The sequence below is a fragment of the Achromobacter sp. JCM 18799 genome (assembly GCF_055395645.1).
In genome coordinates this window covers 1,114,502-1,141,450 of record NZ_AP043866.1, presented here as the reverse complement: position 1 = coordinate 1,141,450, position 26,949 = coordinate 1,114,502, and the positions used below count along the sequence as shown (strand labels likewise).

Here is a 26,949-nt window from a genome sequence, read left to right as displayed (position 1 = left end):
CGCATCAGATGCCGGACACCTCGATGTCGCCCGGATAGTCGACCGAAAACTTCAACACCGTTTCGCGCGACTTGCCGGGCTCCATTTCCCAGTCCCACACCAGCTTGCCGTCTTCCTCGCGCTTGATCTCGCGGTCTGCCGGCGACAGCAGCTTGACCACGATCTTCTCGTTGCGCGAAATGGGCAGGCGGTCCTTGAACGACACCTGCTCCTTGGTGGCCTTGCTGTTCTTGACCGTGATCTTGTACTCGTAGGTCACGCGCTTGCCGCTGCCCGAAAAGCCGGTGCTTTCGGTATAGCGGTTGACCAGCTGGCGCTTGATCGAGATGCCATCGTCGGCGCCCAGCGCCAACTCGAGCTTCTCGCCGGGCATCACCGCCTTCATGGAGCTGGCCGCGACGAAGGCGTCGTCCAGGAAGGTGTTCAGCGAACCGGCCAGGAAGGGGAAATCCGTGTTGTTGCTGGCGTGCGCGGTCAGGAACATGGCTTCGCGCAGGGCCGGCGTGGACTGGTACTGCAGCGTGGCAGGCAGCTTGGCCGTGGCGATGGCCACGCGCTGCGAAGAATTGTCGGACAGCAGCGTGGCCGGATTCTTGATCTGGAACGATGCGCTGGTCGCTTCGGCCTGCACCTCGGCGGTCGCCTGCTCCAGCGGTTCCGGCCTTATCTCGGCAACCGGCGCGGCGGCGTCCTCGAAGGACTGGACGCGCTGGCGCGACATCTTGGCTTCGGCTTCTTGCCTGGCCGCGGCGACCGGCGCCGGGCTGGGGCGCGGACGGGGCGGAGGAGGCGGGGCGGCCACGTCGACGATCCAGGGCTGCAGCGCGGGCGCGCCGCCGCCCAGCGAGGGGCGCGCGGTGGACAGCGTGAGCTTGACGTTATTCCAGTCTTCGCCGGTGTTCTGGCGGATGACGCCGAAGTAGCCCAGGTCCACGCTGCGATCGGCAGGGCGCAGGCGCGCATCGTAGGCGGGCGTCCAGCGGGCGCCGGCCACGGCGTAGGAAACGTTCAGATCCAGCTTGCCCGCGCGCGCCAGGTTGACGCGCAGGGTGACGGTCTTGGTGCGGCGGTTGAGCGAACTTTGCAGCTGGCCCAGTTGGTCTTGCAATGCGGTCAGTTCGCGCTCCAGCGCCTCTTTCTGTTCGGCCACCCGGCGCAGTCCGGCCAGCGACTTGGCCAGGGAGTCCGCGCTCAGGGACTGGATCGCCTTCAGTTCGTCCAGCGTCAGGCGCGCGCCGTCCTTCGAGGGCTCGGTGGCGCCGCGCTGCATCATCAGCACCAGCTCACGCTGGTTGTCCAGCACTGCCGCTTCGTCGTCCAGCAGCGCCTGCTGGCCCTGCAGCTTGCGTACCTGTTCCTCCAGCTGCTTGACGCGTTCGTTGGCGGTGTCGGCCTGATAGGCGTCGCGCACCTTCACATCCAGCAACGTCGCCTGGCCGGTGCTCTTGGCAGAGACTTGCAGCGAATTCTCCTGCAGGCTGGCCGGCAGTTTCTCCAGCACCAGTTCGTGTTCGCCCGCGGCCAGCTCGCTGCTGGCGGCGCGCGTCACGACGGCGCGGTCCTGGTAGACGGTCACGGAACCGATGGAGGAAGGCAGCCCGGCGGCTGCGGCCAGGCCGGGGATCGTCGCAATGGCCAAGGCCAGAAGGGTACGTCGCACTATTTCACCTTTAGACAGGTTGGAATCGCGCGACGCCGTGTCCTTTGGACAGGGACGGCCCGCCGCGCGCGCCAAATTTACATTGTGGCCTGGGCGCTGGTTTTACAGAAGATGACAAACGCGACAGGGCGATACCGCGCGGCCCTCAGGGATGGGCCAGCGCGCGCAGCATGTCCACGGCGTTGCCCGCCGCCGTCGAGCGGTCGTGGCGGCGGTAGGCCATGTCCAGCAAGGCATGCGGCGCGTCGCCCTTGATGGGCCGGTATTCGATGCCTTGCGCGCCCATGTGCCGCATCGCCGCCGGCACGATGGAAATACCCACGCCGGCCGCCACCAGGCTGACGATGGAAGCCATCTGCGGCGCTTCCTGGATGACCCGAGGCACGAAGCCGGCGCGTTGGCAGGCCGACATGATGGCGTCGTACAAGCCGGCCCCGATGGGGCGCGGATACAGCACGAAGTCCTCGTCGGCCAACGCGGCGATGGGCACGCTGCGCTTGCGGCTCAACGCATGGTCTGGCGGCAGCGCCACCAGCATGGGTTCGTCCAGCACGCGCTCGGACTCGAACTCCGGGTCCAGTACGTAGGGCGGCCGCACGAAGGCGACGTCGACGTCGCCCGCGCGCAGGCCGCGCAGCAGCGTGACCGTATTGCTCTCGGTAAGCGTGACGCGCACGTCGGGATAGCGGTCCCGGTACGCGCGGATGGCCCGTGGCAGGTAGGGGTGGAACACCGCCGAGGCCGTGAACCCCACGGTGATCGCCCCGCGCTCGCCGCGGCCCAGCCGGCGGGCCGTGTCGATGGCGCGATCGGCGCTGGCGAGGATGGCGCGGGCGTCCTCCAGGAACTGGGCGCCGGCCTCGGTCAGCGCGATGCCCCGCGGCAGGCGCAGGAACAGCGGGGTGCCGATTTCGCGTTCCAGCTGCTGGATCTGCTGGCTCAGCGGCGGCTGGCCTATGCCCAGCCTGGCGGCGGCGCGCGTGAAGTGCAGCTCTTCGGCGACGGCGGTGAAATACCGCAGGTGGCGCAATTCCATCGTTATTACATATGGTCGGGGTGACTTTCATATATTGGACATATGCAGGGGAAAAGTCTACTTTGATTACGTGGGCTGCATGCCCGCCGTTTTCGAGAATCCCGATGTCTGCCCCCTTAGCCAGTCCCTCGTCCCCAATCGCCGCGTCCGCGCCGGCGGAACCCGTCTCTGCGCCTACCGATCATCTCGCCCGCGGCACCCCCGGGTTGCGGCGCGCCCAGTGGGCCTTGTTCGCGGCCGGCTTTTCCACTTTTTCCCTGCTGTATTGCGTGCAGCCGCTGATGCCGCTGTTCACCCATGCGTTCGGCGTGTCGCCCGCGCAGAGCAGCCTGGTGCTATCGCTGTGTACCGGCTTCCTGGCTGTCGCCATCTTCTTCGTGGGCTTGTTTTCGCAAGCCGTGCCGCGCAAGCGCGCCATGGCGCTGTCGCTGTTCGCGTCCGCCTTGCTGGGCACCATCGCCGCCGCCGCGCCCGACTGGCACAGCCTGCTGGCGCTGCGCGCGTTGCAAGGGCTGGCGATGGGCGGCGTGCCGGCGCTGGCCATGGCCTACCTGGCCGAGGAGGTCGAACCCGGCACCCTGGGCTTCGCCATGGGCCTGTACATCGGCGGCAGCGCGTTCGGCGGCCTGTCCGGCCGCGTCATCACCGGCCTGGTGTCGGATCATTTCGGCTGGCGCGCCGCGCTGGGCACGCTGGGCCTCCTGGGCATCGTGGCGGCGGTGCTGTTCGTGTGGCTGCTGCCCGCGTCGCGCCGGTTTGCGCCGCAGCGGGGCAGGGGCTGGGCTGGCGTGTGGGGCGATGTGCGCGCAGGCGCCGCCTCGCACCTGAAGAATGGTCCCCTGTGCGGGCTGTTCGCGCTGGGCGGCCTGCTGATGGGCGCGTTCGTCACGGTCTACAACTACGTGGGCTTTCGCCTGCTGCTGCCGCCATTTTCGCTGAGCCAGACCTTCATCGGCTTCATCTTCGTGGTCTATCTGGTCGGCATCTTCGCGTCGACCTGGTTCGGCCGCCTGGCCGACCGCCATGGGCGCGGCGCGATGCTGTCGGCCGCCACCGGAATGGCGCTGGCGGGGCTGCTGCTGACGCTGTCCAACTGGCTGCCGCTGCTGATCGCCGGGATCGTGGTGTTCACTTTCGGCTTTTTCGCGGCCCATGCCGTCGCCAGCGGCTGGGTCGGACAGATGGCGCGCGGCTACAAGGCGTTGGCGGCGTCGCTCTATCTGCTGGTGTACTACGTGGGTTCCAGCGTGCTCGGATCCCTGGGCGGACACTTCTGGACCACGGGCCAGTGGGCCGGCGTGGCCGCGATGGCGGGCGGACTGCTGACTTTGGCGCTGGCCATCAGCGCGGGCCTGTACAAGCGCACTGGCCGCGTGCCGGCATCGGCCGCGGTGGGGCGAGGCGTCTCCTAGAATGCCATAAAAGATATTAATTCTCATTTATAATTTGCGGCACGCTCGGTGAGCGCCATCCCATCCAGATCCGAGGGCCGCGATGAATCCTATTTCTCCCGACAGCCAGAACCTGCAGCGCGAGCATGCCGCGCTGCTTGCCGCCTACGGACAGGCGCAAGCGCATTGCAGCCGGCTCCTGGCGGCCCAGGCCGCGCGCATCCTGTATCTGGAGAGCGAAGCCATGCGCCTGCGCGCAGCCGTCATCCAGCGCGACACGGCGCTGGCCTGGGCGCGTGAAGACCGCAATACGCTGGAGACTTCCATTCCAGGGCTGCCCAAACGCGTGGCGCTGGCGCGCCGCGTCGCCCAGTTGATGGAGCGCGTGCAGACGCTCATGCGCGAGCGCTTGGCCTGGCAGGGCAGGGCCGGCGCTGGCGCGCGTGAACTCGAGACGCTTGCGGAACCGCCTGCCTGGCGTCCCGCGCCGTCCGCGGTGGTGCTGCGCGAGAAGGCGGTGCTGTGCGTGGGCGAGGACGCGATGGCACTGGCGCTGACCCGCAAGATGGTCGAACTGGCCGGCGGGCGCTATCTCGGCCATGACGGCGGCGCGGATGCCGATGGCGAAACGCTGGAAGCCAGCCTGGTGGCCGCGGACCTGGTGATCTGCCAGACCGGCTGCGTCAGCCACGGCGCTTACTGGCGCGTCAAGGACCATTGCACCCGCACCGGTAAACAGTGCGTGCTGGTCGACAAGCCCGAAGCCTTGCAGGCGCTGCGGCTGGAACGTCAGCCGCTGAAGACGGGCAACTGAGCCGGGAACCGTAGCGTCGCGTTACCTAGCGTTTCGGCTGCGCGCCCACAGGCGCAATACAGTCGAGGGGCAAGGGGGGCCGACATGCTGACCAAGCGGGACCGAGTGGCGCTACCCTGGACGGACACGCTTGCCCGCCTGGAAGACGAGCGCATCATGTTGCAGCGCATAGCCGCCGGCATGCCATTGGCCGAAGTGCTGGAGCACGTGCTGCATGCCATTGAGGCGCAATCCAGCGTGGAGCTGCGCACATCCATCGCACTGGTGGACGAAACTGGCGGCTTCCTGCTGCACGGCGCAGCGCCCAGCCTGCCGGTGGCCTACAACACCGCGGTGCATAAGGCCGTCATCGGCCCCGGCAGCGCGTCCTGGGGCGAGGCGGCCTACACCGGCAGCCCGGTCTATGTGGAAGACATCGCCCTGAATCCGGGTTGGGAGCGCTGGCGCGACCTGGCCCTGTCGCACGGTTTGCGGGCCTGCTGGTCCACGCCGATCAAGGCGCCCGATGGCCGCCTGCTGGGCGTGTTTTCCAATTACTACGCGGTGGTGCGCTCGCCATCGGCGCACGATATCGACGCGATCGCGCTGGTGACGCGCAGCGCCGCCCTGGCGATCGAACGGCATCTGACGGAACTGGCGCTGCGCCAAAGCGGCGAACGCTGGCGTGCGATGTTCGCCGGCATGCAGGAGGCGTTCTTTCTCAGCGAGGCGCTGCGCGACGATGTCGGCCGCATCGTCGATTTCCGCTTCCTGGAGGTGAACCCCGCGTTCGAGCGCCAGACCGGCATGAAGGAAGGCGATACGCTGGGCCACACGCTGCGCGAGATGATCCCGGGCGTGCCCGGGCAGATCATGGACACCTTCGCCCAGGTGGTCGAGACCGGCGAGCCTATCCAGTTCGAGTTCATGGTGCCGGCGCCCAAGGAAGCCTGGTACGAGGCGCGCGCGCGCAAGGATGGCGCCGGCCGGATGATGGCGCTGTTCCTGGACGTGACCGCGCGCAAATCGGCCGAGGCTGAACTGTGGGAAGGGCAGCACCGCAAGAATTACCTGGCTGCGCTGGGCGACCGCATGCGCGAACTGCATCGCGAGGAAGAGATAGAGCAGGCCGCCTGCGAAGGGCTGTGCCAGCATCTGGCGCTTGGGCAGATGGCGGTGCTGGATACGCGGGGCGAGGATCATACCCCGGTCATTTCCTCGGTCTGGCCCCCGGGGTCCGCGCTCCTCGGCCAGCCGCCGCATACGCTGGATGCCTTGGGCGACGACTATCATGCGGCCTTGCGGCTGGGACGCACGACCTACCTGGCGCCGCTGCTTGGGGAAGCGGGCGGCGAGATCCGCCCATGGGCCATCGTCGTGCCGCTGCGGCGCTGGGGCCGGCATGCAGGCGCGATGCTGGCATGTCCCGGGTCGGGCAGCAGGCTCAAGAGCAGCGACATCGCGTTCATCGAGGAAGTGGCCGAGCGCATGTGCGCCGCGGTCGAGCGCTCGCAGTACGCACGGACGCTGGAACAGCGCGTCGAGGATGCGATCGCGGAGCGTGACCGCATTTGGCGTCTTTCCCCGGAGCTGCTCGCGGTGATCGACCGCCAAGGGCGCTTCGCCAGCGTCAACCCCGCGGTGCGGCCCATCCTGGGCTGGACTCCCGAGCAATTCATGTCGATGGCGCTGCGCGACCTGATCCATCCGGAGGATTTGGCGGCGACGCTGGCGGCGTGGAGCTGGGCGTCCGGCGACGCCGGCCCGCGTCCTGGTGCGAAGCATCTCGAGAACCGCCTGCTCAAGCGCGAGGGTGGCTATTGCTGGATAACCTGGAGCATGTCCTGGACCCAGGACAGCCTGTACATGACCGGCCGGGACGATACCGACCTCAAGCTGCAGGCCGAGGCCTTGCACGACACCGAGAACGCGCTGCGGCAGTCGCAGAAAATGGAAGCGGTGGGGCGCCTGACGGGCGGCATCGCCCATGATTTCAACAACATGCTGCAGGGGATCTCGGGCGCGCTCTACCTGGTGGAGCGCAAGATCACGGCGGGCGCGCCGGAACAGGCGCTGCGCTTCGTCGACGTCGCCATGGATTCCGCGAACCGGGCCGCGCACCTGACGCAGCGGCTCCTGACGTTCTCGCGCCGCCAGCCCATCGACCCCAAGCCGTTCTGCGCGGCGTCCGCACTGCAATCCATGGTGGCGCTGTTCCACCGCTATACCGGCGAACGCGTGGCGCTGCGACTGGACCTGCAGCCGGAACTGTGGACGGTCTGCTGTGACAAGAACCAGTTCGAGAACGCCATGTTGAACCTGGTGATCAACGCCTGCGACGCCATGCCCAACGGCGGCGCGCTGACGGTTGCCGCGCGCAACGTGGAGCCGGATGATCCGCTCCTGTCGCAATGCGCCGGGGAGCATGCGGGACGCTACGTGGAAGTATCGGTGAAGGACGTGGGCTGCGGCATGCCGCCGGACGTGCTGGCGCACGCGTTCGACCCGTTCTTCACCACCAAGCCCTTGGGCCAGGGCACTGGGCTGGGCCTGTCCATGATCTATGGCTTCGCCAAGCAGGCTGGCGGCGCGGCCAGCCTGGAGAGCACGGTGGACGTGGGCACTACGGTCAGGCTGTTCCTGCCGCGCCATGACGGCGCGCCCGAAAGCGTGCAGCACGGCGAACTCCCGGCGGCCGCTACGCGCGGCGCGGCGCGCAAGGAAGTCGTGCTGGTGGTGGAAGACGATGCGAACGTGCGCGAGATGGTGCGCGAATGCCTGGCCGAACTCGGCCTGGAGGTGTTGACTGCCGTGGACGGCGAGGCCGGACTGGAGGTGTTGCAGTCCGCGCGCAGCATCGACCTGCTGGTGACCGATGTGGGGCTGCCGGGACTCAATGGCAGGCAATTGGCCGACGCCGCGCGCGTGGCGCGTCCAGGCCTGCGCGTACTCTTGATGACCGGATACGCGGAAAGCGCGGCGCGCGGCCAGGGCTTTCTTGAACAGGGGCTGGAGCTGATCGTCAAACCCTTCCAGCTCGACAAGCTGTCCGAACGCGTGCAAGGCATGCTGGACAGTGCGCCGGGCAGGCCGGGGCAGCAGGCCCGGCCCTGACCTGCGACGGCCTAATGGCGGCGGCGCAATTCCGCGGGCGGCATGCGCAATTGCCCGCGGTACTTCGAGACCGTTCGCCGCGCCAGCAGGATGCCGTTGGCCGCCAGTTGCTGGGTCAAGGCCACATCCGACAGCGGCATCGCCGGGTCCTCGGCCTCGACCATTTCCTTGATCAGGGCCCGCACGGCCGTGGCGGAGCAGGACCCGCCAGTGTCGGTGGCCAGTTCGCGGGAAAAGAAGTGACGGAATTCGAACACCCCGCGCGGCGTCACCATGTACTTGCCGACAGTGGCGCGCGACACCGTGGATTCGTGCATGTCCAGGTCATCGGCGACCTCGCGCAGCATCAACGGCCGCAAGGCCACGTCGCCATATTCGAAAAAGGTCTGCTGGCGCTTGACGATGGCTTCGGCCACGCGCTGGATCGTGATGTAGCGCTGTTCGACGTTGCGCACCAGCCAGCGGGCTTCCTGCAGCTCCTGGGCCATGGGGCTGCGATCGTCCAGGCGGGCGCGCCGGAACAGTTCGGCATAGGTCTGGTGCAGCCTCGCCTGGGGCATGGCGTTGCGGTTGGGCAGCACGCGCCAGCGCGATTGCCATTTGTCGACGAACACGTCGGGCACGACGTAGACGGGCGCTTCGGCGCTGTAGCGGCCTCCCGGTTTCGGGTCCAGGCTGCGGATCAGCGCGCAAGCCTCGCGCAAGGCCTCTTCAGAACAGCCCAGCTGCTGGCGCAGGCCGGCGCAGTCGTTGCGGGCCAGCCGCTCGAGCTGCTCGGCCACGATGCGCATGGACAGGGCGCGTAGCGCGTCGCCGATGCCGGTCGCTGCCGCCAATTGCAGCAACAGGCATTCGGCCAGGTCGCGCGCAGCCAGTCCAGGCGCATCCAGCTGTTGGACCAGGCGCAGCGCGGTCATCCATTCGCCTTCGTCGGGGACGGCTTCGGCGCCGCGGCGCGCATCGCCCCACAGGCTGGCGAGCGGCACCCGCAGGTAGCCGTCGTCATCCAGTGCATCGATGATGTACTCCGCCAACAGCCGGTCGCGCGGCGCCAACTGATAGTTGCCCAGCTCCAGCGACAGCCGTTGGCTCATGGACAGCGTGGACGCGGCCCATAGGCCCTGGTCACGCTCGGGGCCGTCGCCCTGGCCGCGTGTCGGATAGTCGCCGGAGTAGGCCGGCGCGTCCGGCAGCGGCGGTTCTTCCTGCGGGACGGGTTCCGGCGGAGCCGGATCGGCGCCGTCCGCCAAAGGAGGAAAGACCGCAACGGCGGGGCCTGCTTCGGCCTCCTGCTCATCGACGTCTTCCAGGAAGGGATTGCTGGCCAGGGCCTGCTCGACCGCGGTGGTGAACTCCAGGGCGGTCATCTGCAGCAGCTTGACGGATTGCTGCAGGCGGGGCGCCAGCGTCATCTGCTGACGCAGGCGCAATTCTTGCGAGGGGTAGACCAATCGAGTCTCCTGGACAGCGGCTGCCGACGGGCAGCTCATCCTGAAACTCAAGCAAAGACCATGCCAGGTGCCCCAGCGGGCGGGGGGCGTCCGGCGCGCGTGCGGCGCCGGCCCAGTATTACAAGGAAGCGGTAAGAAATGCTTCCCCGCGCGGTCCGGATGCTCACGTGCCGGCGGGATCCCGCTAGTCCTTCTCGTAGTCGTCGAGCCGGTTGTAGAGCGTCTTCAGACTCAAGCCCAGAGTCTCGGCGGCGCTGCGCTTGTCGCCCGCGTGATGGGCCAGCGTCGCCAGGATGAATGCGCGCTGTGCCTGGCCCAGCGACATGCCGATGGGCAACGTCAACGCGCCGTCGCGCAGCATGGCATGCCGCCCGCCGCGGTTCCGCGGCAACAGCTCGTCCTCGAGCTCGCCGTCGGCCAGGATGAACGCGCGCTGCACGGCGTTGCGCAGCTCGCGGACATTGCCTGGCCAATCATGCAGGGAGATCGCATCCAGCATCTGCGCGGAGAAGGTCTTCTGCGTACCGTTGGCGGTGTTCAGGGTATTCAGGAACCAGTGCGCCAGCACCAGCGCATCGTCGCCGCGCTCGCGCAACGGCGGCACGCGCAACGGAATCACCAGCAGCCGGTGCAGGAAGTCCTGGCGCAGGCGGCCTTGCGCGACGGAGGCGAAGGGATCGCGGTTGCTGGCACAGATGATGCGGACATTGGCGCGCAGCAGGTCCGAGCCGCCCACGCGCTGATAAGTGCCGGCCTCCAGCACGCGCAGGAAGTTGACCTGCAGGTCCGGCGGCATTTCGGTCACTTCGTCCAGGAACAGCGTGCCGCCGCTGGCGTACTCGAAGTAGCCGGCGCTCTGCGCCACAGCGCCGGTGAAGCTGCCTTTTTCATGGCCGAACAATTCGGCATGCGCCAGGCTGCCGCTGATGGCGCCACAGTTCACGGCCACAAAGGGCTGTTCCCGGCGTTCGCTGGCGTCGTGGATGGCGCGCGCCACGATTTCCTTGCCCGTGCCGCTTTCGCCCACGATGAAGACGCTGGCGTCGGTGGCCGCAGCCAACTGCAGTTGGACGCCGAGCTTCTGCATCACGGGCGACAGGCCCGACGCGTCGGTCAGTACGTCCGGGGACGCCTGCGCCGGCGCGCGCGCGGCGTTCGGGGTGCGATTCGGCATGCTGATTCCTGGGTCCTGCACGGACCGTGAACGTCACAACCCATGCTAGTGAACTGGACCAGGGCAGGATGCGACGATTTGCAAGTATTCGAAAATCTTGGTGGAAAGTATCGAACATTTACCCCCGGCCCACCTGTAGTCGCTATGCTGAAGGACTTACAACAACATCCGCGATACGGAGCAAGCATGCCTCATCTGCTGATCGTTGATGACGACCCCACGATACGCGAAACGCTGGCCGAGATCGGACGCGAAAGCGGTTTTTCCGTGGCCTTGGCAGCGAGCGTCAAGGATGCGCTGATCCAGCTGGAGCGCCATGCGCCCGACTTGGTGTTGACCGACATCCGCCTGCCCGAGGGCAGCGGCATGGAGATCTTCAAGAGCGAGGCCGCCGCCAGCGCGGAGGTCGTCGTGATGACGGGGCACGGCACCGTCGACAACGCGGTGCAGGCCTTGCGACTTGGGGCCACCGATTACCTGGTCAAGCCGATCTGCATGGAGCGCTTGAATGGCATCTTCGCGCGAGTGAATGCGAATTCGGGCAGCGAGCTTTCGGGCGCCCCATTCGAAGAGCCGGGACGCTACGGCAAGATGTACGGTGCGTCGGACTGCATGCAAGAGCTCTATCGGCAGCTCGGCCGCGTGGCCAAGACCAATGTGACGACCTTGCTGATCGGCGAAAGCGGCACGGGCAAGGAACTGGCCGCGCACGCCATCCATGAACTCAGCGCGCGCCGCCAGCGGCCGCTGATCGCGGTGAACTGCGGCGCAATCTCGCCCAACCTGATCGAAAGCGAAATGTTCGGGCACGAGCGCGGCAGCTTTACCGGCGCGGACCGCCAGCACAAGGGCTACTTCGAGCGCGCCGACGGCGGCACCCTGTTCCTGGACGAAGTGACCGAAATGCCGCTTGACCTGCAGGTCAAGCTCTTGCGGGTCCTGGAGACCGGGCAGTTCATGCGCGTGGGCACCAATCGGGAGATCGCCTGCGATATCCGGATCGTCGCCGCGACCAACCGCGATCCCGAGCAAGCAGTGAAGGAAGGCAAACTGCGCGAGGATCTTTATTACCGGCTGAGCGTCTTCCCCATCAAGTTGCCGGCGCTGCGCGAGCGCGGCGACGACATCCTGTTCCTTGCGAATCGCTTCCTGCAAGGCTTGAACCAGGAATCCGGCAAGAGCAAGGAATTCTCGCCGCGCGCGCTGGCCGCGCTGCAGCAGTATGCATGGCCGGGGAATGTGCGCGAACTCAAGAACTACGTGCGCCGCGCCTTCATCATGGCGGACGGCGACACGCTGGAAGTGGACATGCTGACGCCGCGGGTGTCGCCGGCGGGCGAGGGCGGCCAGGTCAGCGTGCCTGTGGGAGAAACCTTGGCGGAAGCGGACCGCCGCCTGATCCTGGCGACGCTGGAGCGCTGCAACGGCGTGAAAAAGCAGGCCGCGGCGGTACTCGGCATCAGCCCCAAGACGCTGTACAACCGGCTCGAGGAGTACGCCGCGGCGGACGCGGAAGGCGCCGCCGCGGCGCCTGGCCGGAAACAGGACCGGCCCTGACTTCATTTGCCGTACCGGGTCTTCAGGTCGGCCATGCACGCGTCCTTGGCGTTGCCGGACATGGCGTCGCACTTCTCCTTGCCAACCTTGTAGTCGGCGTCGTTGCGCACCTTCGCCGCGTCGTGCGAGGCCTCGGCTTTTTCCTTGCCTGCCTTGGCGTCGGCCCGGGCCTTGTCGCGCGTGGCTTCGGCCTGCTGCTGGCAGACGTCCTTCTGGTTGCCTTTCATGCCGTCGCAGTGTTTTTTGTCCAGCTTGTACTGGTCATCGATCTGGGCGTTGCTGCGCACGGGGCCGGCGCTGGTTTGCGCGGTTTGCGCCTGGGCCTGAAACGCCAGGGCGGAAAGGCTCAGGGCGACGGCGGGGAAAACGACTCGGGACAGATTCATGGCTGACTCCTAGGGTGGGGACCCGGCATCGCCCGGGCCTGGCCGCATGTGCAAGCAAGCGGCGTTCCCGGGCCTGGCGGGCACGCCGCTTGCTCCGGCACCTTGCCGCAGGCGCTGCCCATGCGCACGCTGCAAGCATTCATTGAACGACCACGGGAATACGAACATGCAAACCAAGCGCGCAGATCACGAAAAGGCGGACACGGAGCAAGGCAAGGCCAATGCGCCGCGCACGCAAACTGAAGCCGCGCATCGCAGCGGCCAGTTCGGGACGGACAAGCCGGACTTCGGCAAGCCGCCCGCAGCGCCCAAACGCGAGTCGGACAAGAAGCCCAATGACAAGGGCGCCGAGTACGAGGAAGGCGGCCAGTATCCGGGCAAGCGGCCCGGCTCAAAGTAGCCGTTCGCGGCGGGTTCAGTCCGCAGCTTGTTCCGGCTGTTCGTCCGCGTTTACGTTCGTCTCTTGTTCGCCCAGCCGGAACAGCAGCACCACGCTGTATAGCGCGGCCAGTCCGATCAGGCCGTAGACGCCGCGCGTCGCGGCGGCCGACGGCAGCACCTTCGCGAAGACATCCAGGTTCACCGCCGCGATCAGGCCGCAGTTCAGCCCCCCCCGCGACCACCGCGATCAACGCCGACCAGTCCAGGAGGGAGAGGCCGCGGGCCTCGGGAGGAACCGGGGGAGGAGCAGGATCTTCTTCCAGTTCGGAAAAATCTTCTTGGTTGCCGGGCATGTCCATGTGGAAGTCCTTACGCAGAATGCGGGTAGGCGGGACTGCGGGCGGACGGCCTCTGAACCTGCCGGACCAGGCCGCTCGCCAGCGCCACAGCAACTGCCATGCCCGAGGGCGGGCACGGCGGTTGCTGGCAACGAGCGAAAGATTCCCGATGGAGAGCACAATGTCCCTGATCGTTGCCGCCCGTTTCGACACTTTCGACCACGCCGCCGAGGCGGCGCGCAAGCTGTGCGCCGAAGGATTCACCGAAGACGACATCCATACCTTCTACATCAACACGGCGGGTGAACACGCGCGCTTTCCGATAGGCGGCGACCGCGTGGCCGACCCCGACGCCCGGGGCGGCCATTTCGGCGCGGTGGCGGGCGCTTCCGCGCTGGGTCTGGTGTTTGCGCTGCTGGGCGGCTTGATCGCCGCCCGGGTCGGGGCTTCGGTCTTGATCGTCATTGCCGCTGCGGGGGTAGGCGCTTATCTGGGCGCGCTGGCCGGCGCGCTATGGGTGATCGGGCGCGGACGGCGCAGGCATCCGGCGGCGTCCGTCGCCCGTGACGCGCATCCCGCCGTACGCCAGGCGGGCGTGATGCTGGCGCTGCACATATCACCGGACCGCGATGCGTTGGCAAGAACCGTGCTGACGCAGGCTGGCGGCACGGACATCGAGCGCGCACAGGGCCGCTGGTTGAATGGCAAATGGGAAGACTTCGACCCCTTGACGCCGCCGCGGCATGTGGAAGCGTCGACGATGGCGAACTAGGCCGAGGGAGACGGACATGAAAAAGACCTTATGGCTCTGCGGCGTCGTCGCGCTATGCCTGCTGGCCGCGCCCGGCGTGCTGGGCGGGGTGCAGGCGCAGGAGCTGGCGGAGCCGGAAGCGCGCTTCCTGCAGGCGGCGGCGGGCTCAGGCATGTTCGAGGTGGAGGCGGCGGAGCTGGCGAAGAAGCTTGCGGGGGACCGCGACGTGAAAGCATACGCCGCGCGGATGCTGGAGCAGCATGGCGCCATGAACGCCCAGCTGAAGACCCTGGCCGGACGCAAGCAGGTGAAGCTGCCAGCGGAACCGTCCGAACCCGACCGCGACACCCTGCAACAGCTGGGCAACAGGACAGGCCCCGACTTCGACGCGCTCTATATCGAAAAGGCGGCCGTGGACGCGCATACTACCGCCAACCGCCTGTTCGAGACGGCTGCGCGCGAGTCCAAGGATCCGCAGGTGCGCGATTTCGCCGTGCGCGCGCTGCCCATGCTGGCCGAGCATCTGGCAATGGGCCGCAAGCTGCAACGCACGCCGCCCGCCGATGCGGACAAGATCCAGCCGGCAACAAAGGGCGAAGCGCCGGCGGTTTCACCCGCGTCGCGCGAAGCGCCCGCATCGATCGCGCCGGCAAAGTAACGGGCCGCGCAGGCCTCAATCGCCCGCGCTGCCGGTAATGGGCAGGACGATGCCGGTGATGTAGCTGGCGCACACGGGCGAAGCCAGGAAGACATAGGCCGGAGAGATTTCCTCGGGCTGCGCCGGCCGCCCCAAGTCCGTGTGCTTGCCGAATTCCGTGATTTTCTCCGGACTTTGATCCGCAGGATTCAGCGGCGTCCATACGGGTCCCGGCGCCACTGCGTTCACACGCACGCCCTTGGCGGCGAGGTTGGCGGCCAGCGATCGCGTAAAGGCATGGATCGCGCCCTTGGTGGTGGAGTAGTCCAACAGCCTGGCGCTGCCGCGCAGGCCCGTGACCGATCCGGTATTGATGATGGAGGCGCCCGCGCGCAGATGCGGCAGCGCCGCGCGCGCCATCTGGAAGTAGGCGGTGATATTGGTGCGCAGCGTCTTGTCCCACTTTTCGTCGCTGATCTCGGGCAGCGTATCCGTGTGCTGCTGATAGGCGGCGTTGTTCACCAGGACGTCGAGCTTGCCGTACGCCCGGATCGTCTGTGCCACCGCCTGTTCGCAAAACGCGGGTTCCTGTACGTCGCCTGCGATCAGCAGGCAACGGCGGCCTTCGCTTTCCACGGCGCGCCGGGTGTCTTCAGCGTCCTCTTGCTCGTTGAGATAGACGACCGCTACGTCGGCGCCTTCGCGCGCATACAGCAGGCAGACCGCGCGGCCTATGCCGGAATCGCCGCCTGTCACCAGCGCAACCATGCCCTCGAGCTTGCCGCTGCCCTTGTACTGCGGCGCCTGGTACTGTGGCTTGAGCTCCATGTCGGCTTCCTGCCCCGGCTTTTCCAGGTGCTGGGCCGGCATGGGCGGTGTGGGATGCGGGCGGGCGCCGGTGTCGGCTTGATCGGGCTTGCTCATGTGGGCCTCCTGGTGGGCAGGCGCTACAGGCGCCTCCCCATTGCCGAGCAAATGCCATGCCTGGCCCGCCGCGCGCGCCGGGGCTACTGCCGTCCCACCACCACGCCAAAAAGGAAAGCTGCGCCGGCCACCAGGCCGATGGCCTGCCAGGGCCGGGCGTGGATGTACTCCTCGGTGCAGTCTATGGTCTCGCGCATCAGGTCGCCGGCGTGGTCGGAAGCGTCTCGCAAGCTGCGCCGCGTGGCGTGCAGCTGTTCGGACAGGCGCGCCTTGAGCGCCTCAAGATCGGTCGCCGAGGCATCGCTGAGCGTGGCTTCCAGATCGTCGATCCAGGCCTCGGGATGCCGTGCTCGCCTGTGCGCGCCGCGGTTGTCCGGGCCGTTTTCCGGAAAGTCTGAGGGCAGGGGGGTGTTGGTAGAGGCCATCGGTAGCTCCTGGCTGTCGGGCGGGAAATGCGCCTGCGCGGACCGGCCCGGGCGGCCGCGCAGCGGATCGGAAGGTTTCAGGCCTCCAGCATGTCGCGGCAGGCCAGGGTGCAGCTCAGGCACGCGCCTGCGCACACCTGGCAATGCTCTGCCTCGTGCGATGAGCATTCGCGCGCGCACGCATCGCATATCAATGCGCACAAGGTGCAAAGCGCATTGGCGAACTCGCCGTCGCGTGCCAGCATGGCCGCGCAAAGCCGGCAAACCGCGCCGCAATCGGTGCACAGCGCAATGCATCGCCGCATGTGCGCCGGGTTCTCGCGCAGGCAGGCGGACGCGCAAACATCGCAGGCGACGGCGCATTCATAGCAGGCTTGCACACATTGCTCGAAATTTTGGTCTCGCATTGCCTCTCCTTGTGTGCGCCCGGTACGCGCAGCAACGGGCATGCCTGGGGGCCGGGCCACATCCGCTTGCAATTTGATGCCGCGCTGCGATGACCGCAGCGGCCTGGAGCTCTAGCATGGGAACCGTATTCCCTACGGGGGAGCCACAGCAGGAGCCACGCATGAAGCCAGCATCCATACCCGGATCCGCGAAGCCGGCGCAAGCCGGCAAGCGGGCGGAAGACAACGCTAAGATACTGCCGCCGCGCGCTCTCGTCGATGTGCCGCGCAGACCGGATAAACCAGACGCCTCGACCCCGGACGAGGCCGCGCGCGACAAGCGCGTCGTGGCCGACACGCGCACCGAGTCGAACTGGGCGGACGGTTCCGCGCCGCAACCGCGGGCCAAGAACGCGCGCTCATCGATCCTTTGACGCTTGCTTGGCGTTCGCTGCCGCAGCGGCCTCTCCGCCCAGGAAGGCAAGCAGGCGGCGTTCGTCCGCACTCAGTCCACGGGGCCCCCGCGGCGCCGCTGAGCGCGCGGGTAGCGTGCCGTCCAGATAGGCGGCCAGAATGGCCGGATGCACATAGCAGGCGCGGCATACGGCTGGCGTATTGGCCAGGCGCCGGGCGACCTGCTTGACCACGTCCACCACCGTCTTCTGCGCCTGGGCGGCGCTCTCGTGCGGGTTCGCCTGAAGGGCGGCATAGGCCATGACGGAGCCCGCCCAGGTACGGTAGTGTTTCGCCGTGAAGTCGCCCGCGCCGGCTGCGCGCAGATAGCCGTTGACCGCGCCCGAATCGACGGGATGGCTGCCGCCGTCCGCGTCCAGATACTGGAACAGTTGCTGGCCGGGTATGTCCAGGCAGCGCTTGATGATGCGCGCCACGCGCCGGTCCGCGGCGCTGACGTCGTGGGTCACGCCGCTCTTGCCCTGGAAGCGGAAGCGGAACTTGTCGCCCGTCACGCTGGCGTGCCGCCGCTTGAGCGTGGTCAGGCCATAGGACTTGTTGGTTCGGGCGTACTCGCGCGCGCCGATGCGCACCAGCGTCGTCTCCAGCAAACGTACCAGTACGGCTATCACCTTGTTCTGGGACAACCCGGCGGTACGGAGATCGCGCTCGACCTGCCGCCGTATGCGCGGGAGCGTCTGGCCGAAGGCTGCAAGGCTTTGGTACTTGCTCGCATCGCGCACTGCGGTCCAATCGGAGTGGTAGCGGTACTGCTTGCGTCCTCGGGCATCGCGCCCGGTGGCCTGCAGATGCCCGAGCGGGGTAGGGCAGATCCACACTTCTTCGTATGCCGGCGGTATTGCCAGGGCGTCGATGCGCTTGATTTCCCGCGCGCTGCGTATGCGTCTGCCTTGGGCGTCCAGGTAGTGGAAGGCGCTGCCGTTGACACGGACCCGGGCATAGCCTGCCTGGCTGTCGTCGTAGTAGACCAGCGCTGCGCCGCCGCGGGCGGGCGCCATTCGGGAACTTGGGTTCATGTCGTCTGCGGCAAACAGGGGGACAGGGACGCTGCCATCAGCATGCGGCGTGCCCGCGATCCTCGACGAAGGGGCTGGGCACGCGGCTTGCTGACGGAGGAGTGGATTTTCCCCGGAGACAGCCATGCACATCGCGTACTCGTACTACCTGCACGTTCCGCCCAAGCCAGATCCGATCCCGCCAGGTTCGCCGCCCGGCGACCTGCCTGTTGATCCGGATACCGACGAGCCGGACGTGGACCTGCCGCCCTTGTCGCCGCCCGGCAAGGAGATCACGCCGCCCAGCCCCTGACGCGGGCTGTGGCTTTTCCCTGATCCCAACAAGAACCGAGGAGTCGCCATGTCGACCATCCTGCTGATTATTCTTATCCTGCTCCTGGTCGGCGCCGTGCCGGCCTGGCCCCATAGCCGCGGTTGGGGCTATTACCCCAGCGGCATACTGGGCATATTGCTGATCGTCCTGATTGTGATGCTGTTGACCGGCCGGCTCTAGCAGGTCCAATGCGGTCATGAAGGCGCGAGCCGTGTCGGACGGCTCGCGCATCGGTCCGAGCGCCGGGCGGCCGTCTGGCGGACCGGCGGGTGGCGCGGGCTTGCGCCCAGGCGTAAGATCGCCGGGTTTTTGTGCAGCCCTCCGCCATCCGCGGCATTCCCGACATGACCATCCCCTTGCTTGTCTTGATAGAAAGCGTGCAGGATTACCTGCCCGAAATCGAAGCGCGCGGCTTTCGCGCGATTTTTGCGCCTACCGCCGATTCACGCGCGCAGGCGATCCGTGATCACGGCCCGGAGATCCGCATCGTGCTCACGCGCGGAGCCACCGGCTTGTACGCGCAGGAAATGGCGGCGATGCCCAAGCTGGAAATCGCCTGCTCGCTGGGCGTGGGCTACGAAAACATCGATCTGGCCGCTGCGGCCGAGCGCGGGATCGTCGTGACCCATGGTCCGGGCGCGAACGCGGTATCGGTGGCGGACCATGCCATGGCCCTGCTGCTGGGCGCGGCGCGGCGCCTGCCGCAAGCGGATGCGTCGGTGCGCCAGGGCCATTGGAGCGGCTTCATGGGACCGCAGGTCACCGGCAAGCGGCTGGGGATTTTGGGCCTGGGCACCATCGGATTGGAAATCGCGCGGCGCGGCGCCAACGGCTTCGGCATGAGCGTGGGCTATTACAGCCGCAGCGTTCGCCCGGAATCGGGCTATGCCTATTTCGACAGCCCGCGCGCGCTGGCCGCGGCATCGGATTTCCTGGTGGTGGCGACGCCGGGCGGAACGGACACGCGCCACCTGGTGGACGCGCAGGTATTGGAAGCGCTGGGGCCGGAAGGCTATCTGGTGAACATCGCGCGCGGCAGCGTGGTAGACACGCAGGCGCTGATCGCGGCCTTGGCCGAGCGCCGCATTGCGGGCGCGGGCCTGGACGTGGTGGACGGCGAGCCCGACGTACCCAAGGCACTGATCGAGCTCGACAATGTGGTGTTGACCCCGCACAGCGCGGGGCGCTCGCCGGAAGCGGTGCATGCCACCGTGGCGCTGTTCCTGGACAACGCCACGGCGCACTTCGGCGGCAGGCCGGTGCTGACCCCGGTGCGCCGGGGCTAGCAGGCCAAGGCTAGTGCGAGAACATGACCGGCACGGTCATGCTCTTCAGGATGGACGCCGTCGCCCCGCCCAGCGCCCACTGGCGCAGCTTGCTGTGGCCATAGGCGCCCATGACGATCAGGTCCGCGCTATGGTCGGCGGCGGCGTTCAGGATGGTGCTGCCCACGCCTACGCCCTTGATGTCGCGGCGCACATGCTCGGGCGCCGGCATGCCCTGCGCCACGCAATAGGTGGCCAGGTCCTCGAACGGCGCTTCATGCTTGGGGCTGGCGGCGCCTTCGTCCATGGTCAGCACGACCATGTGCGAGGCCAGGCGCAATATCGGTGCCGCATCGGCCAGCGCGCGGCCGGCTTCGCGGCTGCCGTCCCAGCAGCACAGCACGCGGTCGCCGATGACCGGAAATTCGCCGCTGGACGGAATCGCCAGCACCGGCCGGCCCGCCGTCAGCAGGGTCTGTTCGACGAACTCGATCTCGTGCGCGGCCTCGACGTCCTCGCGGTTTTCCTGGCTGACCACGATCAGGTCGGTGGTGCGGCCCAGCAGCGCCACGGTCTCGCTGGGCGAGGAGGTACCCGCGCGCATGAATGCGGGCACGTCCGCTTCGGCCGCGGCCTCCAGAAAGGCGGTTTCCACCGCGTCGCGGCTTTGCGCCTGCAACTCCTTGATGATGCCCAGCGAACGCGACATGAGCACGGACTCGCCGTAGTAATACTGCGGCGGCGCGGCGTTGGCGTAGATGCCGACCAGCTCGGCCTTGTGCCGCTTGGCCAGGGCCAGGGCAGCTTCAATGCGGCGTTTGCAGTCGAATCCGTGGTCCAGGTGGACGGAAATGCGGCGGTACATGAAGGCCTCCTTGTTTAAGCGTGCCATGTGCATATGGTTACGCTTTCCGGCCTTCTCGCCCTTGATGCGCGTCAAGCCCGCGGCAGTTCGCCGGGGCGAGCGCAAACGGCAGGCTATGGCGCGGGGGGAGTCCGTTCCACGCGTTCGCGCAATTGGCGCAATTGACGCGCCTGTTGCGCGATGCGGTCCAGCGGGGCTGCCAGTTCCGGATAGCCCGCGGCCACCGCAGGCGGCACGGCCAGTTGGCGGTCGCTTGCGCGGGGCGCGGGCTGCTGCGGATGCAGCGCATGCGCCAGGGCCGGACCGTACTCGGAGAGCGCTTGGGCCGCGGGCGATCCGGCGGGCGGGGCCGGCTGCAGCTCCAGCACCGTACCCGCCGCCGTGACGCGGCGCATGGCGTTGAGCAGGTTTTCCGCCGTACCGACATTGCGGTCGCGATGCACCGGATTCTGCTGCAGCCGCTGCAAGGACGCCTGCGCATTGTCGGCGGAAAGGCAGGCCATGCGGCGCAGCGCCACCAGGTCCTGCCCATCGCCGGCATCGCCGCTCTTGGCCCGCAACAGGGCGCGCGCATAGGCGGCGTGACGCTCCAGCGCCAGGCTGAGGGCGCCGGCCAGTTGCCGCGGCTCCTTTTCGGGCCAGACCAGAAAGCCCACCAGCAGGGCCAGGACGCCGCCCAGCACGCTGTTGAACGCGCGCAGGGCCGCGAGCATCGGCTCCTGGATCTCGGGCTGCTGGATGTGGGTGACCAGCACGAACTGCGAAGTCAGGAAGAACGTGAACAGCGCGTAATGAATCGTGCGCGCGGCGAAGGTGCCCAGCGCGATGGGCAGGACCGCCAGGGCCACGGACAAGGGCGTGCTCAGGAACAGGCCCAGCAACGAAGCGCCGATGGCGCCGGCCACGCTGCCGGCCACGCGTTCCAGCGTGCGCTGCCAGGTGGTCGCGAAGTAAGGCTGCAGGATGAAGACCAGCGTCAGCGACATCCAGTAGCCATGGTTGACGGCGAAGGTCTTGGACAGCGCCACGGCGATGGTGGCGCCCACGCCTACCCGCAGCGCATGGCGGAAGGCGTCGGATTCGAAGCTCAGGTTCTGGCGCAGTGCGCGCCAGGCGTCTTGCGCAGGGTTGGCTGCGCGGCGGTCGCGCGTGGGCGCCGCCGGGGCTTGCCCCTGGTCGAACAGGGACTGCGTGACGGCCTGCGCCGTGTGCAACAACCGGTCCAGCACCGGCGCCATGGTGGCGAGTTCGGGTGCGTGGGCCAGGGCGCTGCCGCGCAGTTCATGCAGGCCGGCGCTGTAATGGGCCAGGCGCTCGCGCAGGCACTGCGTTTGCTTGGCGTCGTTGACGTCCGAAGTGCTGGCGATGGCATTGCACAGGCTGGCGTAGCGGTGCAGCGCATGCGACAGATGGGCGCCGGCGCCGCGCCCGAGCCAGCGCGGCGCGTTCGATTCCAGCAGATCGGCCGCGGCCACCAGCGCGATGAAGCTGTCCTCCGCATTGTCCAGCAGGTACAGCAGCTGGTGCGCGCGGGCGCGGCGCGAGGGTCGCGCGTCCTGCACTTCGCGGATGCGGGTGCGTGCGGCTTCGAGCGCCGCACGCTGGGCGCTGCGCTGCGGCCGCGTGACCGCGCTCCAGGCCTGGGGGCTGGCGGCGGGCGTCAAGCCCGAGTACATGCGGGCCAGCGCGTCGGCAAAGTCCGCCAGGCCGCGGTAGCAGTGCGCGACCGCGTGGGTGGCGTCCTTCCAGGGACGCCGGCGCCATACCAGCGCCGTCATCAGGATGGCCCAGGCCGCGCCGGCCAGGAAAAACAGCGTGTATGAGAGGCTTTCCGCCCAGGTCGGGGCGGGCAGTTCGGCCGCCACCACGAAGCCCGCGGACAGCAAGGTGCCGACGATGGCCGCGGCCGGCCCCAGCACGCGCAACAGCCCGCCGAATGTGCAGCACACGAAGGTCAGGGGCAGCAGCAGCCATAGATGGGCCGCGCTGACGCTGGCCAGAAAGCAGAACAGCGCGCCTATCAGCCCCAGCGCGAGCATTGCGCCCGCGCGCTGGCGCAGGGGACCGCCCGGATCCCCGAAGCAGGCCCAGAACGCGGCGATGGCGCTCCAGCCCAGGCGCGGCTCGTGCGCCAGCACGGCCAGGATGACGGGCGCGGCGCTGATGGCCGCGGCTTGGAGGGCGTCCAGCCAGAGGACGTTGCGCAAGGAGGCGCGCCAACGGAAATACAGGTTCTTCACGCTAGGAATACAGCAGCAGCGGCGGTGGGCCCGGCAGGGCGGTAGTCGCAAACCCTACCATGTCGACAAGGCTTTCCGACGAGGGCGGCGGCCGGGGCCGGAAAGGCCGTTTCATTCATGAATCCGAGCAGCTTAATACGTATGGATACATATATGTGACTTTGCCGCCGCAGCGGCGCAGAATTGCCTGGAAGAAAGTCTGGAAATGGCATACAAAAAGCGCTGTAGCTGGGAATACTCAGTCCAATGTGCCTCTTTCTGCGCCCGGACAGCGCAGGTTTTCGCCCAGGGGCGCGCAAGGAGTATCGACATGATGTCGAATCAAGAGGCTTCCACAGACTCGGTGGCGAGCGACGACGAGATCGCCGCCATGATCACCGGCAAGGATGGCCTGCGCATGCTGTTGCAACCGCAGGTGGACCTGCTGACAGGCCGGATCGTGTCGGCCGAAGCGCTGGCTCGCTGGCGGCATCGCCGCCTCGGCATCATCATGCCTTCCGACTTCATTCCCGCCGTCAACCGCCTGGGCCTGGACAAGGTGCTTTTCGAGCGCGTCTGCCTGCGTGTCATAGACATGCTGCTGACGATGCGGCGCGCCGGAATCGCCATTCCCGTGGCCATCAATGCGCCTGCCTCCACCTTGTCGGACGAGGCCGCGGTGGATTTCCTGCTGGACCGCATCTATGCGGCTGAGCTGCCCGCGTCGCTGGTGCGCGTGGAACTGACGGAAGACCAGCCCATCCGCGAACTCGACGTGCTGCGCGCCACGCTGCTCAAGCTCGAGAATGCCGGCTGCGAGGTCAGCCTGGACGATTTCGGCACCGGCCACGCGTCGCTGAAGCTGCTGTCGGCGCTGCCGCTGTCCGAGGTCAAGATCGACCAGTATTTCGTCACGCGCATGCGCCGCAGCGCGGTCGCCTTCGAAGTGTTGCGCACCGCCGCGGAACTGGCGAACCGGCTCGGCCGCCGGGTGGTGGCCGAAGGCGTCGAAAACGTGGCGGACATTCCCGCCTTGCGCGCGGCCGGCTGCCGCTACGGCCAGGGCTTTGCGCTGGGCCGCCCCATGCCGCTGGACGAATTGACGGTGCGGCTGCGCACGCAACGCGACCAGGGCGAACCGCTGGCCGCGCCCGCCGCCTATGCGTCATCCTGGCTCGACGCCTACGACGCTTCCGCCCAGGAACCGCAGTCAGCGCGCGGCAAGCGCCACGCGGCCACGCAATAGGGCTGGGCGCGCAGCGTATTTTTTACCAACCTGGCCGGACTTTACCGGCGGTCCTTGCGTCCTCCTCGTACGCGGGGCTGCGGGCTGACCGCCGCGCGGGTTTGGGCACGCGGGTTGCTGTATGGAATGCGGCGGAGCTTTTTCCGTCTTCCAGGAGACTTGCAATGCCCAATCAGAACCAGCCCGACCAGCAAAAGCAGCAACAGAAGCAACAGGCCCAGGAAAACCCCAGGGACCGCAATCAGCCCGGGCAGCAGCAGCCCGGCCAATCCGGCCAGCATGCCGACAAGGATCGGCAGCAACCTGGCCAGAACCCGGGCCAGCAAAGCAAGATGCCGCGCTGACTCATAGACCGCGTGTTCCGGGCCCTGTAGTCGGGCGGGTATCGCGGTAAGGACGGCCTTGTCCCGCTGTGGGCGGACAAGGCCGTTTGTGCTTCATGCATCGTCATTGAAGCGTCAAGCCGCCGGTGACAGCCACAGTGCTACCGGCAGTTCGCACAGCAGATCGGACAAGGGCAGCGCACCGTCGGCGCCGCGCCGCGCCTTTTCGTCGCCCATTGCATCGCGCCACGCCAAGTCCCTGACCGCATCGGGCAGGCACAGCGCGGTATCGGCCCAGAATTCCCGCGCCGCCCGCGGCTCGCCGCGAGCGTAGCCGGACAGGCGCAGGGCGCACAGCCGCGGCGCGGCGATCACGGCACACTCGTCTTCATGACACCGCAGCCAGGCGACGACGTGCCGTGCATGCGTCCCGGTTGCAGCCAGGGGGATGCACTCGCCCTGGCCGAACAATGCCGAGTGGCGCAGCCGCGCCGACAGCAGGCGCTGGATCAGGGCCTGCTTCACCGCGCCGCTGCGCCAGTCCGCTGCGCTGGGTCGGACGGCGGCGCTGGCGCGAGCGCGGGCCAGCATGGCTATCCGCGGCGGATAGTCGACCGCGCGCCGGTTATCAGGGTCGACCAGGCTTACGTCCCAGAACTCCGTACCCTGGTACAGATCCGGCACGCCCGGCAACGTGTTGCGCAACAGCGTCTGCGCCAGGCTGTTGATCATGCCGGCGGGGGCCAGCTCCAGGGCGTATGCGGCGATTTCGGCCAGCAGGCGCCGGCCGGGGGCCGCGTCCCGCAGAAACTCCAGTGCGCCAAGCCCGGCGGCTTCATAAGCGGAGTCAGGATCCGTCCAACTGGTATGGAGCTTGGCTTCGCGCAGCGCCTTGAGCTGCCACTGCGCCACGCGCTCGATCCATGCGGCCACGCTTGCCGGCCGCTGTTCGATGATGTCGGCATCCCAGCCGGCGGGCCAAGCCCCGATCAGCGTCTGCACCAGCAGGTAGCGGTCTGCCAAGGTGAGTTGCCCGGCGTCGGGCAGGGCATGGATCCAGCGATACGCGGTCTTGCGCCAGGCTTGCGGCATTTCCGATAGCACCGCCAGCCGCGCGCGCGCGTCCTCCCCGCGTTTGTGGTCATGCGTGGCCGTGGCCAGCATGGCGTGGGGAAATTCGCGCGCCCGCGCTTCGACCAGAGCATGGAAAGCCTCGGGCGACAGCGCGAACCGCTGCGGCGATGCGCCGACTTCATTGCGCGACAGCAGCGGGCCGTAGCGATAGAACAGCGTGTCTTCCAGCGCTTTGGCGGCCAGCGGCGGCGTCAGTTGCTGGAACCGGCGCAGGGATTGCGCAGCTTCCGTTTCACCTTGCGCGAGCGGCGCGGCGGCATGATCCGCCGTTGCGGGGTCGGCGGGGCGTCCGCTCAGCCAACGGTCCAATTGCGCCAGCAAGGCGGCGTCAGCCGAGCCGGGAAGGGCGCGCAGGAGGGTTGCGGCGCGTTGCGCGGCCGCATCGCAGCGGTCGCGGTCCGCGTCGCTGCGCCCGCCGTCCTCGGCATAGGTCCGGTACACCGGAAAGGCCGCCAGCCACGCGGACAGCACGCGGTCCATGGCCGGCGCGGACCAGTCGCGGGTGCGGCGGTCGTGCCGCGCCAAACGTTCCAGGCAGCGGACCAGCGCCAGCCGTTCCGCGGAAAAGTGCCGCTGCAGCATGCGCGTGCGCGCCGCTTCCAGCTGGCGCTGCGGCGTGCGCAGATCGCCCGTGAGCATCTGCCAGAACGCCCGCAGCGGCGCTTCGGCCTGCGGGTCGTGCAGCAAGGCGCCGACCTGATCCATGAAGTCGTAGCCGGTGGTGCCATGCAGCTGCCAGCGCCCATCGGGCGCTTCGTCCGACGCCAGGATCTTCTCCGCCACCAGATAGGCTTGCGATTGGGCGCAAGCCGGCGGACGGCTGGCTCCGGCTTCGGCCAGGCATCGATTCAGCCTGCGCAGATAGGCGCCCGGCGCGGCCAGTCCGTCGATGTGGTCGATGCGCAGTCCGTCGAGCAGGCCTTGCGCGTACAGGCGCAGCGGCAGCGCATGCACGGCATCGAAGACGGCTTCGTCCTCGACCCGTACGCCCACGAGCTCGCTGATCTCGAAGAAGCGCCGCCAGTTGATCTGATCGGCAGCGCAGCGCCACCAGGCCAGCCGGTAATGCTGGCTCTGCAGCAGCCGGTGCAGGCGCTCGCGGCCGGATGCGCGCGCCGGGTCGCAGCGGCGCAGCAGGGTTTGCGGATCGAGCCCGCGCGCAAGCGATTCCGGCGCCACGGGATAACGCTGGCCCGAGACCTCCAGTTCGACGCGCCCGGTAGTGGCGTCGTGGCGCAGCGCCATTACGCCTCGATTCAGCGACTCGCCGTAGGAGTCGGGCAGGATGGGCAGCAGGACTTTGCCGCGCAGCGCGGGATCCGGCGCGTTCCAGTCGATGTCGAAGCAGCGCGCATGCGCGCTTGCGGCGCCGTGTTCGAGCACATCGCGCCACCAGGCATTGGCGGGGTGTGCCGCCATGTGGTTGGGCACGATGTCCGCGATGAGGCCCAGCCCGCGCCGGCGGGCCGCCCGGGCCAGGTCCCTCAGCGCCGACTCTCCGCCCAGCTCCGGATTGACCGCGCCATGGTCGATGACGTCATAGCCATGCGTCGAGCCGGGGCGGGCGCTGGTGATGGGCGACAGGTAGAGGTGGCTGACCCCGAGGTCCGCGTAGTAGTCCACGCAGGCGTGGGCGTCGTGCAGCGTGTAGCCGGCATGCAGTTGCAGGCGGACCGTGGCGCGCGGCATG

Annotated in this window: 26 protein-coding genes; 13 read left to right on the top strand and 13 right to left on the bottom strand. The window is 67.9% G+C overall.

The genetic code is table 11. The annotated features are described in order from the left end of the window. Positions 1-4: 4 nt before the first annotated feature. Complete coding sequence (locus ACZ5YA_RS05460; RefSeq protein ID WP_464092168.1) at positions 5-1,660, bottom strand: mucoidy inhibitor MuiA family protein; 1,656 nt, start codon at positions 1,658-1,660, stop codon at positions 5-7. Between the two features lie 145 nt (positions 1,661-1,805). Further along, on the bottom strand, positions 1,806-2,696 hold the full coding sequence (locus ACZ5YA_RS05455; RefSeq protein WP_118932446.1) for a LysR family transcriptional regulator: 891 nt from the start codon (positions 2,694-2,696) through the stop codon (positions 1,806-1,808). A 104-nt stretch (positions 2,697-2,800) separates the two neighbouring features. On the opposite strand from ACZ5YA_RS05455, the gene ACZ5YA_RS05450 reads away from it, so the two are divergent. The 3 genes from ACZ5YA_RS05450 to ACZ5YA_RS05440 all read left to right on the top strand — a co-directional run bounded on the left by ACZ5YA_RS05450 (position 2,801) and on the right by ACZ5YA_RS05440 (position 7,994). Further along, positions 2,801-4,108 carry an MFS transporter gene (locus tag ACZ5YA_RS05450; protein WP_118932445.1) on the top strand — a complete coding sequence of 436 codons (1,308 nt, stop codon included), beginning with the start codon at positions 2,801-2,803 and terminating at the stop codon, positions 4,106-4,108. An 82-nt stretch (positions 4,109-4,190) separates the two neighbouring features. Next, entirely contained in the window at positions 4,191-4,901 is a 711-nt protein-coding gene (locus tag ACZ5YA_RS05445) for a DUF2325 domain-containing protein (protein ID WP_464092167.1), read from the top strand. A gap of 84 nt (positions 4,902-4,985) precedes the next feature. After that, positions 4,986-7,994, top strand: a complete 3,009-nt coding sequence (locus ACZ5YA_RS05440) for a GAF domain-containing protein (protein WP_059375986.1) — start codon at positions 4,986-4,988, stop codon at positions 7,992-7,994. Positions 7,995-8,005: 11 nt separating this feature from the next. On the opposite strand, the gene ACZ5YA_RS05435 is transcribed toward ACZ5YA_RS05440, so the two are convergent. Together ACZ5YA_RS05435 and ACZ5YA_RS05430 are read right to left on the bottom strand one after the other, a co-directional pair. After that, positions 8,006-9,445: an RNA polymerase factor sigma-54 gene (locus tag ACZ5YA_RS05435; RefSeq protein ID WP_444861181.1), complete on the bottom strand. Its 1,440-nt coding sequence runs from the start codon at positions 9,443-9,445 to the stop codon at positions 8,006-8,008. 184 nt (positions 9,446-9,629) lie between these two features. Further along, positions 9,630-10,532 (bottom strand): sigma-54 interaction domain-containing protein, encoded by a 903-nt coding sequence (locus ACZ5YA_RS05430; protein ID WP_165867826.1) that lies wholly within the window; start codon positions 10,530-10,532, stop codon positions 9,630-9,632. A gap of 273 nt (positions 10,533-10,805) precedes the next feature. On the opposite strand from ACZ5YA_RS05430, the gene ACZ5YA_RS05425 reads away from it, so the two are divergent. Continuing rightward, positions 10,806-12,176 (top strand): sigma-54-dependent transcriptional regulator, encoded by a 1,371-nt coding sequence (locus tag ACZ5YA_RS05425; protein ID WP_118932440.1) that lies wholly within the window; start codon positions 10,806-10,808, stop codon positions 12,174-12,176. Between the two features lie 2 nt (positions 12,177-12,178). Here the strand turns inward: ACZ5YA_RS05425 and ACZ5YA_RS05420 are convergent, their stop codons facing one another. Beyond that, positions 12,179-12,562, bottom strand: a complete 384-nt coding sequence (locus ACZ5YA_RS05420; RefSeq protein ID WP_059375993.1) for a hypothetical protein — start codon at positions 12,560-12,562, stop codon at positions 12,179-12,181. A 166-nt stretch (positions 12,563-12,728) separates the two neighbouring features. Here ACZ5YA_RS05420 and ACZ5YA_RS05415 point away from each other — a divergent pair, with 166 nt between their 5' ends. Next, a complete protein-coding gene (locus ACZ5YA_RS05415; protein ID WP_059375995.1) occupies positions 12,729-12,962 on the top strand; it encodes a hypothetical protein in 234 nt (77 codons plus the stop codon). Positions 12,963-12,977: 15 nt separating this feature from the next. Here ACZ5YA_RS05415 and ACZ5YA_RS05410 read toward each other — a convergent pair whose 3' ends face one another. Continuing rightward, complete coding sequence (locus ACZ5YA_RS05410) at positions 12,978-13,145, bottom strand: hypothetical protein (RefSeq protein WP_464092166.1); 168 nt, start codon at positions 13,143-13,145, stop codon at positions 12,978-12,980. Between the two features lie 317 nt (positions 13,146-13,462). Between ACZ5YA_RS05410 and ACZ5YA_RS05405 the strand changes: the two genes are divergently transcribed. Together ACZ5YA_RS05405 and ACZ5YA_RS05400 are read left to right on the top strand one after the other, a co-directional pair. Next, complete coding sequence (locus tag ACZ5YA_RS05405) at positions 13,463-14,053, top strand: hypothetical protein (protein WP_059376000.1); 591 nt, start codon at positions 13,463-13,465, stop codon at positions 14,051-14,053. 16 nt (positions 14,054-14,069) lie between these two features. Next, positions 14,070-14,690, top strand: a complete 621-nt coding sequence (locus ACZ5YA_RS05400) for a DUF4142 domain-containing protein (RefSeq protein ID WP_059376001.1) — start codon at positions 14,070-14,072, stop codon at positions 14,688-14,690. 15 nt (positions 14,691-14,705) lie between these two features. Here ACZ5YA_RS05400 and ACZ5YA_RS05395 read toward each other — a convergent pair whose 3' ends face one another. From ACZ5YA_RS05395 to ACZ5YA_RS05385, 3 genes are all read right to left on the bottom strand, one after another. Continuing rightward, positions 14,706-15,593, bottom strand: coding sequence for an SDR family oxidoreductase (locus ACZ5YA_RS05395; RefSeq protein ID WP_464092165.1), 888 nt, complete (start codon positions 15,591-15,593; stop codon positions 14,706-14,708). Positions 15,594-15,676: 83 nt separating this feature from the next. Then, positions 15,677-16,018: an ElaB/YgaM/YqjD family protein gene (locus ACZ5YA_RS05390; RefSeq protein WP_054454257.1), complete on the bottom strand. Its 342-nt coding sequence runs from the start codon at positions 16,016-16,018 to the stop codon at positions 15,677-15,679. A 77-nt stretch (positions 16,019-16,095) separates the two neighbouring features. Continuing rightward, complete coding sequence (locus ACZ5YA_RS05385) at positions 16,096-16,425, bottom strand: four-helix bundle copper-binding protein (protein ID WP_059376006.1); 330 nt, start codon at positions 16,423-16,425, stop codon at positions 16,096-16,098. A 161-nt stretch (positions 16,426-16,586) separates the two neighbouring features. Between ACZ5YA_RS05385 and ACZ5YA_RS05380 the strand changes: the two genes are divergently transcribed. Beyond that, on the top strand, positions 16,587-16,838 hold the full coding sequence (locus ACZ5YA_RS05380) for a hypothetical protein (protein WP_118932438.1): 252 nt from the start codon (positions 16,587-16,589) through the stop codon (positions 16,836-16,838). On the opposite strand, the gene ACZ5YA_RS05375 is transcribed toward ACZ5YA_RS05380, so the two are convergent. After that, positions 16,824-17,894 carry a DNA topoisomerase IB gene (locus ACZ5YA_RS05375; protein WP_464092164.1) on the bottom strand — a complete coding sequence of 357 codons (1,071 nt, stop codon included), beginning with the start codon at positions 17,892-17,894 and terminating at the stop codon, positions 16,824-16,826. The genes ACZ5YA_RS05380 and ACZ5YA_RS05375 overlap by 15 nt on opposite strands. Positions 17,895-18,018: 124 nt before the next feature. Between ACZ5YA_RS05375 and ACZ5YA_RS05370 the strand changes: the two genes are divergently transcribed. From ACZ5YA_RS05370 to ACZ5YA_RS05360, 3 genes are all read left to right on the top strand, one after another. Beyond that, positions 18,019-18,186 (top strand): hypothetical protein, encoded by a 168-nt coding sequence (locus ACZ5YA_RS05370; protein WP_013393888.1) that lies wholly within the window; start codon positions 18,019-18,021, stop codon positions 18,184-18,186. A gap of 48 nt (positions 18,187-18,234) precedes the next feature. After that, positions 18,235-18,387 carry a DUF3309 family protein gene (locus tag ACZ5YA_RS05365; RefSeq protein WP_013393887.1) on the top strand — a complete coding sequence of 51 codons (153 nt, stop codon included), beginning with the start codon at positions 18,235-18,237 and terminating at the stop codon, positions 18,385-18,387. A 164-nt stretch (positions 18,388-18,551) separates the two neighbouring features. Beyond that, the gene (locus ACZ5YA_RS05360; RefSeq protein ID WP_306632639.1) at positions 18,552-19,493 is read left to right on the top strand and encodes a 2-hydroxyacid dehydrogenase; all 942 of its coding nucleotides are present in this window, start codon (positions 18,552-18,554) and stop codon (positions 19,491-19,493) included. Positions 19,494-19,503: 10 nt separating this feature from the next. On the opposite strand, the gene ACZ5YA_RS05355 is transcribed toward ACZ5YA_RS05360, so the two are convergent. Further along, entirely contained in the window at positions 19,504-20,337 is an 834-nt protein-coding gene (locus ACZ5YA_RS05355; RefSeq protein ID WP_464092834.1) for a universal stress protein, read from the bottom strand. 113 nt (positions 20,338-20,450) lie between these two features. Continuing rightward, positions 20,451-22,577, bottom strand: a complete 2,127-nt coding sequence (locus ACZ5YA_RS05350) for an FUSC family protein (protein WP_118932435.1) — start codon at positions 22,575-22,577, stop codon at positions 20,451-20,453. A 310-nt stretch (positions 22,578-22,887) separates the two neighbouring features. On the opposite strand from ACZ5YA_RS05350, the gene ACZ5YA_RS05345 reads away from it, so the two are divergent. Both ACZ5YA_RS05345 and ACZ5YA_RS05340 read left to right on the top strand, forming a co-directional pair. Further along, positions 22,888-23,802, top strand: coding sequence for an EAL domain-containing protein (locus ACZ5YA_RS05345; RefSeq protein WP_118932434.1), 915 nt, complete (start codon positions 22,888-22,890; stop codon positions 23,800-23,802). A 164-nt stretch (positions 23,803-23,966) separates the two neighbouring features. Continuing rightward, the gene (locus ACZ5YA_RS05340) at positions 23,967-24,146 is read left to right on the top strand and encodes a hypothetical protein (RefSeq protein WP_059376020.1); all 180 of its coding nucleotides are present in this window, start codon (positions 23,967-23,969) and stop codon (positions 24,144-24,146) included. Positions 24,147-24,260: 114 nt separating this feature from the next. On the opposite strand, the gene treY is transcribed toward ACZ5YA_RS05340, so the two are convergent. Continuing rightward, the gene (treY, locus tag ACZ5YA_RS05335) at positions 24,261-26,948 is read right to left on the bottom strand and encodes a malto-oligosyltrehalose synthase (RefSeq protein ID WP_464092833.1); all 2,688 of its coding nucleotides are present in this window, start codon (positions 26,946-26,948) and stop codon (positions 24,261-24,263) included. Position 26,949 lies beyond the last annotated feature (1 nt).

Coding starts and splice junctions, on each gene's coding strand:
- ACZ5YA_RS05340 (WP_059376020.1), top strand. CDS start 23,967: ATGCCCAATCAGAACCAGCCCGACCAGCAAAAGCAGCAACAGAAGCAA.
- ACZ5YA_RS05395 (WP_464092165.1), bottom strand. CDS start 15,593: ATGAGCAAGCCCGATCAAGCCGACACCGGCGCCCGCCCGCATCCCACA.
- ACZ5YA_RS05455 (WP_118932446.1), bottom strand. CDS start 2,696: ATGGAATTGCGCCACCTGCGGTATTTCACCGCCGTCGCCGAAGAGCTG.
- ACZ5YA_RS05440 (WP_059375986.1), top strand. CDS start 4,986: ATGCTGACCAAGCGGGACCGAGTGGCGCTACCCTGGACGGACACGCTT.
- ACZ5YA_RS05390 (WP_054454257.1), bottom strand. CDS start 16,018: ATGGCCTCTACCAACACCCCCCTGCCCTCAGACTTTCCGGAAAACGGC.
- ACZ5YA_RS05420 (WP_059375993.1), bottom strand. CDS start 12,562: ATGAATCTGTCCCGAGTCGTTTTCCCCGCCGTCGCCCTGAGCCTTTCC.
- ACZ5YA_RS05380 (WP_118932438.1), top strand. CDS start 16,587: ATGAAGCCAGCATCCATACCCGGATCCGCGAAGCCGGCGCAAGCCGGC.
- ACZ5YA_RS05425 (WP_118932440.1), top strand. CDS start 10,806: ATGCCTCATCTGCTGATCGTTGATGACGACCCCACGATACGCGAAACG.
- ACZ5YA_RS05370 (WP_013393888.1), top strand. CDS start 18,019: ATGCACATCGCGTACTCGTACTACCTGCACGTTCCGCCCAAGCCAGAT.
- ACZ5YA_RS05405 (WP_059376000.1), top strand. CDS start 13,463: ATGTCCCTGATCGTTGCCGCCCGTTTCGACACTTTCGACCACGCCGCC.
- ACZ5YA_RS05360 (WP_306632639.1), top strand. CDS start 18,552: ATGACCATCCCCTTGCTTGTCTTGATAGAAAGCGTGCAGGATTACCTG.
- ACZ5YA_RS05345 (WP_118932434.1), top strand. CDS start 22,888: ATGATGTCGAATCAAGAGGCTTCCACAGACTCGGTGGCGAGCGACGAC.
- treY (WP_464092833.1), bottom strand. CDS start 26,948: ATGCCGCGCGCCACGGTCCGCCTGCAACTGCATGCCGGCTACACGCTG.
- ACZ5YA_RS05385 (WP_059376006.1), bottom strand. CDS start 16,425: ATGCGAGACCAAAATTTCGAGCAATGTGTGCAAGCCTGCTATGAATGC.
- ACZ5YA_RS05430 (WP_165867826.1), bottom strand. CDS start 10,532: ATGCAGAAGCTCGGCGTCCAACTGCAGTTGGCTGCGGCCACCGACGCC.
- ACZ5YA_RS05355 (WP_464092834.1), bottom strand. CDS start 20,337: ATGTACCGCCGCATTTCCGTCCACCTGGACCACGGATTCGACTGCAAA.
- ACZ5YA_RS05450 (WP_118932445.1), top strand. CDS start 2,801: ATGTCTGCCCCCTTAGCCAGTCCCTCGTCCCCAATCGCCGCGTCCGCG.
- ACZ5YA_RS05365 (WP_013393887.1), top strand. CDS start 18,235: ATGTCGACCATCCTGCTGATTATTCTTATCCTGCTCCTGGTCGGCGCC.
- ACZ5YA_RS05375 (WP_464092164.1), bottom strand. CDS start 17,894: ATGAACCCAAGTTCCCGAATGGCGCCCGCCCGCGGCGGCGCAGCGCTG.
- ACZ5YA_RS05415 (WP_059375995.1), top strand. CDS start 12,729: ATGCAAACCAAGCGCGCAGATCACGAAAAGGCGGACACGGAGCAAGGC.
- ACZ5YA_RS05400 (WP_059376001.1), top strand. CDS start 14,070: ATGAAAAAGACCTTATGGCTCTGCGGCGTCGTCGCGCTATGCCTGCTG.
- ACZ5YA_RS05445 (WP_464092167.1), top strand. CDS start 4,191: ATGAATCCTATTTCTCCCGACAGCCAGAACCTGCAGCGCGAGCATGCC.